Annotated in this window: 7 protein-coding genes; 5 read left to right on the top strand and 2 right to left on the bottom strand. The window is 69.8% G+C overall.

Going from position 1 to position 8,028, the window contains the following annotated elements:
• Positions 1–124: 124 nt before the first annotated feature.
• Entirely contained in the window at positions 125–928 is an 804-nt protein-coding gene (locus ACWEMY_RS20170; RefSeq protein ID WP_452391246.1) for a methyltransferase domain-containing protein, read from the bottom strand.
• 55 nt (positions 929–983) lie between these two features.
• On the opposite strand from ACWEMY_RS20170, the gene ACWEMY_RS20165 reads away from it, so the two are divergent.
• From ACWEMY_RS20165 to ACWEMY_RS20155, 3 genes are all read left to right on the top strand, one after another.
• On the top strand, positions 984–1,562 hold the full coding sequence (locus tag ACWEMY_RS20165; protein WP_375932725.1) for an HhH-GPD-type base excision DNA repair protein: 579 nt from the start codon (positions 984–986) through the stop codon (positions 1,560–1,562).
• 106 nt (positions 1,563–1,668) lie between these two features.
• Positions 1,669–2,382: a hypothetical protein gene (locus ACWEMY_RS20160; RefSeq protein ID WP_375932728.1), complete on the top strand. Its 714-nt coding sequence runs from the start codon at positions 1,669–1,671 to the stop codon at positions 2,380–2,382.
• Between the two features lie 362 nt (positions 2,383–2,744).
• Positions 2,745–4,025: an ROK family transcriptional regulator gene (locus ACWEMY_RS20155; RefSeq protein ID WP_278260686.1), complete on the top strand. Its 1,281-nt coding sequence runs from the start codon at positions 2,745–2,747 to the stop codon at positions 4,023–4,025.
• 21 nt (positions 4,026–4,046) lie between these two features.
• Here the strand turns inward: ACWEMY_RS20155 and ACWEMY_RS20150 are convergent, their stop codons facing one another.
• Positions 4,047–5,672: a DUF2207 family protein gene (locus ACWEMY_RS20150; protein WP_452391245.1), complete on the bottom strand. Its 1,626-nt coding sequence runs from the start codon at positions 5,670–5,672 to the stop codon at positions 4,047–4,049.
• 284 nt (positions 5,673–5,956) lie between these two features.
• Between ACWEMY_RS20150 and ACWEMY_RS20145 the strand changes: the two genes are divergently transcribed.
• Together ACWEMY_RS20145 and ACWEMY_RS20140 are read left to right on the top strand one after the other, a co-directional pair.
• Entirely contained in the window at positions 5,957–6,868 is a 912-nt protein-coding gene (locus ACWEMY_RS20145; RefSeq protein ID WP_375932734.1) for a neutral zinc metallopeptidase, read from the top strand.
• Between the two features lie 80 nt (positions 6,869–6,948).
• Positions 6,949–8,025 carry a neutral zinc metallopeptidase gene (locus ACWEMY_RS20140; RefSeq protein ID WP_452391244.1) on the top strand — a complete coding sequence of 359 codons (1,077 nt, stop codon included), beginning with the start codon at positions 6,949–6,951 and terminating at the stop codon, positions 8,023–8,025.
• The last annotated feature ends 3 nt before the right edge of the window (positions 8,026–8,028 follow it).

Genomic DNA, 8,028 nt, shown 5'->3' with positions numbered 1-8,028 from the left:
CGTGATCGACGCGGCTCGGCTCTGTGGCCGTCCTCGTTCGTTCTTCGTCCGACGACCCGGCCGCGACGGCCGCTGCGCGGCCTGCCCCTCCTCGGGGTCGGGGCGTGCGGGGCCGGGTTTGGTGCTATCGCTTGTGTGCCAGGACGCCGAACAGGGTGACCGAGATGTGGATGTCGCCGCGTTCGGCGCCCGCGCGCAGGTCGGCGAGCAGTTGGTCGCGGTCGGCGGTGGTGATGGTGCCGCGTAGGACCGCCAGGTCGGCGATCCGGCTGACCAGGGCGCCCGCGCCGACGGTGCGGTCCTGGACCAGGGCCTGGGAGCCGACCTCGTCGACGACCAATCCGGCCTCGGTGAGCAGGCCCGAGAGCCTGCGCCCGGAGTGTGGGTTGGTGGTCGAGGAGATCAGGGTGTCGATCACGGCGCGCACCACTCGCGGGTCGCCGGGGTGCACGATCGCCGTGGCCCAGTCGCTGTCGACCACCACCGCGCGGCCGCCGGGACGCAGCACGCGGGCGATCTCGGCCGCGGCCCTGGCCGGGGCGGTCAGGTGCTGGAAGGCGCGTTCGCAGAGCACGGCGTCGAAGGCGTCGCCGCCGAAGGGCAGGCCGTAGGCGTCACCGGAGACGAATCGCGCGGGGGAGCCGTACTCGGTGGACCGGCGTTCGGCCGAGGCCAGCAGGTTGGGGTCGGGTTCGACGCCGATCGCGGCGCCGGTCGGGCCCACCGCGTCGGCGAAGGCGAAGACCTCCGAACCGGTGCCGGAGCCGACGTCGAGGGCGCGTTCGCCCGGGTGCAGCGCGAGCGCGTCGTGACTCCAGGCGCGCAGGCTGCGCATCCCGGGCTGGGTGACCTCCAGATCGTGGGCGTCGACGAGTTGGTCCTGGCCCGCTTGATCGAAACGGTCTGGACGGGGGGTGTAGTTGGTCATGGGTACCGCCATCATGAACTCAGAGGCTACTGGTGAAATGTGTCACGATGAATGTATGACTCGTACGCTGTGTCTCGCGCAGGAACCCGAGGCCGACGAACTCCTCGGTAGCGACGATTTCGCGTTGCTGCTGGGAATGTTGCTCGACCAGCAGTATCCGATGGAACACGCGTTTCGCGGTCCGCGCAAACTCGCCGAGCGAATGGGTGGATTCGATCTGCGCCGCATCGCCGAGGCCGATCCCGCGGAATTCGAGGAACTCGCCGCCACGCCGCCAGCCATCCACCGGTACGGCCGCTCGATGGCGCGCCGGGCCCAGGCGCTCGCGCAGTACCTCATCGAGAACTACGACGGGGTGCCCGCCAACCTCTGGACCAGCGGCGATCCCGACGGCAAGGAGGTGCTGCGCCGGTTGCAGGACCTGCCGGGCTTCGGCGCCCAGAAGGCGAAGATCTTCCTGGCGTTGCTCGGCAAACAGCGTGACGTGCGTCCCACCGGGTGGCGAAAAGCCGCCGGTTCCTACGGTGACGAGGGCTCGCGGCGCTCGGTCGCCGACGTCGTCGACGCCGAAACCCTCGCCGAAGTCCGGGAATTCAAGAAACAGGCGAAAGCGGCGGCGAAAGCGGCGGGCTGAATTCCCGGGTTCCGATCTCGCTGTTTTTATCCCTCGTCCCGAGCGCGGATCTGCTCGAAGCTTGCTTCTCGAACAGCTCCACCACAGATGAGGGATTGGCAAGTTTATGAAGATGAGGAAGCTCGCCGTGGTTGCGGCGCTCGTGACCCTGGCGACCGGTGTTGCCGCGGGCACCTCCTACGCGGACCCCGCCGCCGAGGCCGCCGCTCCGATCAATTTCAGCGCTCAGGAAGTCAACGGCACCTCGGTGATCACCACCGACGCCGGCTCGCTGGTCGTCGAGGAAGGCGCCTTCAAGGTCAAGGCCGCCGACGGCACCACGGTGGCGGCCACGCCGCTGTCGTTCCGTCTGGACGAGTTCGAGCTGCCGATCGCGGCCGACATCTCCGGCAACACCGCCGTGCTGACCCCGCAGCTGGACCCGGCCAAGGCCGTCTACAAGCCGGTCGCCCTGCCGTTCGAGGACAAGGCGCCGTGGAAGTCCGAGTACGACCGTGAGCAGGCCGCCTGGAGCCGTCTGACCTCCACCATCTCCCTCGGTGCCGCGATCGGCACCCTTGTGGGTGGCCTCGGCGGCGGCGCCGTGGGTTGCGTGCTGGGTGGCATCGCCGGCGCGACCGTCGCCTCGGCGACCATCGTCGGCCTGTTCGGTCCGTTCATTCCGGCCGCGGCCATCGGCTGCATCGGTGGAATCCTGGCCATCGGCGCGCTGGGCACCCTCGCGGGCCAGATCCTGATCACCGCTCCGGTGGCGATCGGCGCCGTGATCCAGTACGTCACCACCATCAACCAGCCCTTCACCGCACCGGCCACCAAGTAGCCGACGCGCACTCCGCAACGCCCCCTCCGGTCCCGCCGGCGGGGGCGTTGCCGTGTCGAGGGGGCTGTATTGCGCGCCGGTCACAACCGGCTGACCTGCGGATATGGTGTGCCGCACAGCACAATCCGCCGGTTCGGCTTGGATGGGTGCGAATTCGGTGTTAGCTTGATTGTTATGTCCGGCAACCATCCCCTCGTAGCGCGTGTCACCTACGTGACCGCCGCTCTGGGCTTGCGTCTGCCGTTGACCCGCGAACTGTGTCGTTCCTGCCGCTGCAGCTGAGCCGCTCCGGCTCGTGTGCTGCCACGTCACACGTGTAGGCAATCCCGTTGGGACAACGGGATTTCAGCAAGGAACTTCATATGTCTGCTCCCACCATCGATCGCCCCCTCTCTCGGGCGGGTGCCGGTCGTCCTCGTGTTTCCCGCCCCGTCGTAGCCCCTGAGCTGCGCCGCAGCGACAATCCCGCCGCCGCCGTGCTGCGTACCGCCGCCTCCGGCCCGGTCTCGCGCGACAATGCCGCGCGCACAACGGGTCTGAGCATCGCGACGGTGAACCGGCAGGTCGCCTCGCTGCTCGCCGCCGGTCTGCTGCGTGAGCGCCCCGACCTCACCGCCGCCGGTGCGGTCGGCCGTCCTCGGGTGCCGTTCGAGATCGACCACGAGGCCTACCTGACCATCGGCATCCACATCGGTGCCGCCGCGACCAAGATCGTCGCCGCCGACCTGCGCGGTCGCATCCTCGGCGGGCTCGCCATCGCGACACCGCAGACCGGCCAGGATTTCGCGGTCACCACGGTGGCCCGCAGCGCCAAGGCGTTCCTGCAGCGCTGGCACAAGCGCACCCCGCTGTGGGCAGGCGTCGCGATCGGTGGCCGGGTCGACCCGCACACCGGCGTCGTCGACCACCCCAAGCTGGACTGGAAGGGCGCTCCGCTCGGCCAGGTCCTCGGTGACGTGCTCGAACTGCCCGTCTCGGTGGCCCCGCACGTGGAGGCCATGGCCGCCTCCGAGCTGCTGCTGCCCACCTTCGACGCGCGCCGCCCCGAACCCGACACCGAACTGCCAGCCACCCAGCACGGCAGCAGCCTGTACTTCTACGTCCGTGAGACCGCGGGCATCGCCGTCACCCTCGACGGCCGGGTACATACCCCGAGCAACGGTCCCGGTTCCATCGCGCACCTGCCCACCGGTTCGGATGTGCAGTGCACCTGCGGTCGGCGCGGCTGCTTGGAAGTGACCGTCGGCGACCGGGCCCTGCAGGCCCGCGCGGTCGGACGCGGCATCATCCCGGCCTACAACGGCACCGTGGGCACCACCATCGCCGATCTGTACCGGGCCGCCGAGTCCGGTTCCGAGCCGGCCAGGGAGCTGCTCGCCGAACGGGCGACCATGCTCGGCCAGACCGTGGCCCTGGTGCGCGACATGCTCAACCCCGACCGGGTGGTGCTCGGCGGCCAGGCCTTCACCGGCTACCGCCCTGCCCTCGGCCACGTCGCGCGCGCGTTCACCCAGAGCACCCAGCTGCCCCCCACCGACATCCGGATCAGCGGATTCGGCGGCAAGGTACAGGAATTCGCCGCGGTGGTCACCTCGCTGAGCGCGCTCTACGCAGATCCGCTCGCCGCCATCCGCCGGGTGTAGTACCCGGCGGACGGGGGCGGTTCACCTCGGGTTGAACGCGCCTTCCAGGGCGGTGATGAAGAACGGGAACTGCGACGCGAAGCGGTGCAGATCGCGGTCGCGGTCGTAGCCGGCGAACCAGTACAGGCCCGGCTGCGAATCGGCCGACGGGTCCATGTCGCGGAAGGTGCGCACCCAGTTGTCGGCGCGGCCGCTGATCACCGTGTAGGGCAGGGCACGGGAGAACACCGTCTCCTGATCGATCGGCGGGATCTGCTGACGCGCAACGGTATCCAGGCCGCGCTGCATGGCGCGGATGCGGCCGACGGTGGTGTCGCCGAAGGTGGTGCGCGTGGGCAGGTAGTTGGGCAGCAGCATCGCCGCCCCGCCCGCCAGCGCGATGGCGACGCCGACCAGTGCGTGCCCGGAGGTCAGCGCCAGCGCCACGGTGGTCACCGCGCCGACCGCGATGAGGGCGGCGCCGATCCAGCGCGGCAGCGCTCGCTGCTTCGGGTCGGCGAAGGCGCCGGTGGTCACGGCGTCGGCGCGCATGGCGGCCCGGATCGGTTCCAGCTGAACACGTCCGGGCGCGCGCAGTTCGCGCACGGCGACGGTGTCGGTGCCCTCGGGCAGCAGCATGTCGTAGACGACGCGCTCGTAGTCGCGCAGCTGGTCGTCGGGCGCGTTGACGCGGCTGATCCGCCAGTCGTCCTCGCCGCGCGCGTTCACCGGCGCGATCCACAGGTAGCGGCGGACCGCGAGATCCACCACGGTGGCGGCGATGTCGACCGGATCGACCTGTTCGTCGAGCAGCAGGCCGGCCTCGCCGGGCAGCACGCCGTCGGGGGTGGTGAAGTCGACCCGGCCGCCCTGCTGGGTGAGCGGTTCGAAGGTGTCGTTGCCCGCGACGGCCTGAGCCGCGCGCTTGCGGGCGAACAGTACGTAGCCGATCATCGCGGCCAGCGCCGCCAGCAGCGCGCCGAAGGCGGCGAAAACCGGTGCGGTGAACGAGAACGGACCGGCGGCGCTGCCGTCGCGCACGTCGGCGTTGGCGGGCACGGTGCCGGGGGGCATCTGCAGGGTGAGGTCGATCGCGTCACCCTTGCGCAGATCGGTCTGGGTCAGATACAGCACACCGTCGGGTTCGGTGTGCACATCGGCGCACGGGCGCGCGTTGCCCGCCGGGCCGAGTTTGCAGTCCACGATGCCCATTTGATAGCTGGGGCTGATCACCGAGACGTCGAGCGCGGCGATATCGGCGTTGAGGACGCCGAGCCAGTGGAACACCTGGGTGCCCGGCGCGTCGGCGACGGTGTTGTGCACCGAGTAGGTGAACGTGGATTCACCCGGCTTCGCCTCGACCACGAATTGATCGTTGGCCGTGGTCGCGGTCCCGGCGCCGGTCGCGGTGACATCGGTGACCTTGAAGACGCGCTCCACGTCGTCGTCGATCTGCACGCGCAGCGGCAGCGACATCGTGAAACTGCCGTCGGCGGGGACACCGACGGTCTCGGTGACGCGGAGCACACCGTCCTCGGTGAGGGTGAGGTCGGCGGTGATCGTGACACCGGCGGGCGCGGGCTCCGTGTGGGCTACCGGCGCGGCCGCGAGCAGACCCGCCGAAGCGAGTAGCAGCGCGCCTGCGGCGCCCCCCCGAAAAGTCAGCATGGCTGCTTACTCTAGACAGCTTGCTATCCTGCGTCAGCGGCTGTCGGCGACGAACTAGACGAGGGGGTACGGGGGACGTGACCCAACCACCGTACGGATATGGCCCGGCAGGGCCTGGTGGACGTCGGGTTCCGCCGCCTCCCGGCTATGGACCGCCCCCGGGATACCGCCCGCAACCGGGCTACGGTCCGCCGCCGGGATATCAGCCCGGATATCAACAGCCACAGGGTTACGCACCACGCCCCGCCTCCTACGGCCCGCCGCCGGGGTACCGGCCACCGCCGATGCCCTACGGTCCGCCGGGCAGGCCGACGCCGCCACCGCGCAAAGGTGGCGGCCGTTTCGTCTCGTTGCTGCTGGTGGTCATCATCGCGGTGGTCAGCATTCTGGTGCGCTATGCCGTGCGCAACGGCATCGATATCGGCTCGGTCGCCGTCGGCCCGAAGCCGAGCACCACCTATTCGCCCGAGCCCGGCAGCGCCCCCGCCAAGACCGGCGACAACCCGCTGCTCCTCGACGCCAACGGCTCGCTGGTGCCCGCCTCCTGCGACTACTCGCCGTGGGGCACCCAGGTGGACAAGGCGCGCGCGTTCTTCGAATCGGCCGCTACCTGCCTGGACGCGGCGTGGAAGCCGTTGCTGACGAACAACGATCTGCCCTTCGAGTCGCCCAAGCTCAGCGTCACCGCGACCACCGCGGGCATCACCACCCCGTGCACCGGCTCGACCAGCAACTTCGCCGCCTTCTACTGCGCGGCCAACAAGACCATCTACATGCCGATCAGCCAGTTGCAGACCGACATGTTCAAGGACAACTGGGTCGTCTACCTCTCGGTGTTCGCCCACGAGTACGGCCACCACATCCAGGCCCAGTCCGGCATCCTGCGCAAGGCCAACAGCGAACGCGTCGACGTGGGCGCCCGCTCGGACAAGGGCCTCGAGCTCTCGCGCCGGGTCGAGTTGCAGGCCAACTGCTTCGACGGCATGTTCATCGCCTCGTCCAAGGGCGGCAATTCGCTCACCGCGAGCCAGGTCACCCTCGCCACCAAGGACGCCTACGGGCGCGGTGACGGCCCCGGTGACATGCGCGATCACGGCACGTCCGAGCACGGCGGGCAGTGGTTCGAAGCCGGACTGGACCGCAATCTCACCGCGCAGTGCAACACCTTCATCGCCAGCGCGAGTGATGTGAGTTGACCGGCCCACCGGGACCGTACGGTGGCCCGCCGTACGGCTACCGTCCGCCGCCGGGTCACCCCGGGCACTATGGCAGGCCGATGCCGCCGTACGGCCGTCCGGCTCCGCCGCCCTATGGCCGTCCGGTCGCGCCGTACGGCCGCCCGTTGCCGCCGCCGTACGGCTATGCGCCGCAGGGTTATCGGCCGCCGCCGCGTCGTGGTGGGTCGGGCGTGCTCGGTGCGGTGCTGTCGATCCTGGTCGTGATCGGTGTCGTCGGGGCGCTGCTGGTGGCGGTCGGGGTGTCGGAGCAGTCCACCGACAATGTCGCGCGGACGACCCCACCGAGTTTCACCTACACCCCCTCGTATTCGCCCGCGCCGACGACGAATCCGGTCACCACCACCCGGACCACGACGAGCGTGCGCACCACCGCGCCGACCACCACCAAACCCGCAGGCCCGCAACCGGTGATCGCGCTCGGTCAGCACCCACTGTTCCGCGACGACGACTGGGGCCTGACCAACCTGGACTGCGATCTGCCCCGCTGGGCCACCGACGCCGCGACCGCGCGCGCCTTCTTCGCCGCGGCCGCGACCTGCCTCGACGACATGTGGCGGCCCAACCTGGCCGCCGCGAACCTGCCGTTCAGCAGCCCCGGACTGGTTGTCGCCGAGGACAAGTCGCAGCTGTCCTCACCGTGCGGCAGCGCCTCGAGCGACGCGTTCTACTGCAGTGCTTCGGCCACGATCTACATGTCGACCAGCGAGCTGCTCAACTACCGCACGCCGTTCCCGCCGATGGAGGCGCTGTCGATCTACGCGCACGAGTACGGCCACCACATCCAGGGCCTGACCGGCCTGTTGCAGGCGGCGTCGAACCAGCGTCGCGAGCAGGGCACCATGTCCGCCGGTGGGCTGGAGGCCTCGCGCCGGATGGAGTTGCAGGCCAGCTGTTTCGGCGGGATGTTCATCGGCTCGGCCGAGGCCGGTGGTTCCTACACGCCGCAGGAGGGTTCCTCGGCGATCAAGAACCACTACCAGCGCGGTGACGGCAACGGCCGCCACCGCGATCACGGCACCCCCGAACACAACGGCAACTGGTACAACCACGGCTACACCAAGAACCGCAATTTCGAGTGCAACACCTGGCTGGCCCCGGCCGACGAGGTCAGCTGAGGC

It is taken from the genome of Nocardia sp. NPDC004415, from assembly GCF_053602435.1.
Note: the sequence above shows the minus strand (reverse complement) of the source record. Positions and strands in the feature narration are given on the sequence as shown.

Bases quoted from the DNA above. Each gene is read 5' to 3' on its own strand.
- ACWEMY_RS20170 (WP_452391246.1), bottom strand. From the start codon at position 928: ATGACCAACTACACCCCCCGTCCAGACCGTTTCGATCAAGCGGGCCAG.
- ACWEMY_RS20165 (WP_375932725.1), top strand. From the start codon at position 984: ATGACTCGTACGCTGTGTCTCGCGCAGGAACCCGAGGCCGACGAACTC.
- ACWEMY_RS20160 (WP_375932728.1), top strand. From the start codon at position 1,669: ATGAAGATGAGGAAGCTCGCCGTGGTTGCGGCGCTCGTGACCCTGGCG.
- ACWEMY_RS20155 (WP_278260686.1), top strand. From the start codon at position 2,745: ATGTCTGCTCCCACCATCGATCGCCCCCTCTCTCGGGCGGGTGCCGGT.
- ACWEMY_RS20150 (WP_452391245.1), bottom strand. From the start codon at position 5,672: ATGCTGACTTTTCGGGGGGGCGCCGCAGGCGCGCTGCTACTCGCTTCG.
- ACWEMY_RS20145 (WP_375932734.1), top strand. From the start codon at position 5,957: ATGCCCTACGGTCCGCCGGGCAGGCCGACGCCGCCACCGCGCAAAGGT.
- ACWEMY_RS20140 (WP_452391244.1), top strand. From the start codon at position 6,949: ATGCCGCCGTACGGCCGTCCGGCTCCGCCGCCCTATGGCCGTCCGGTC.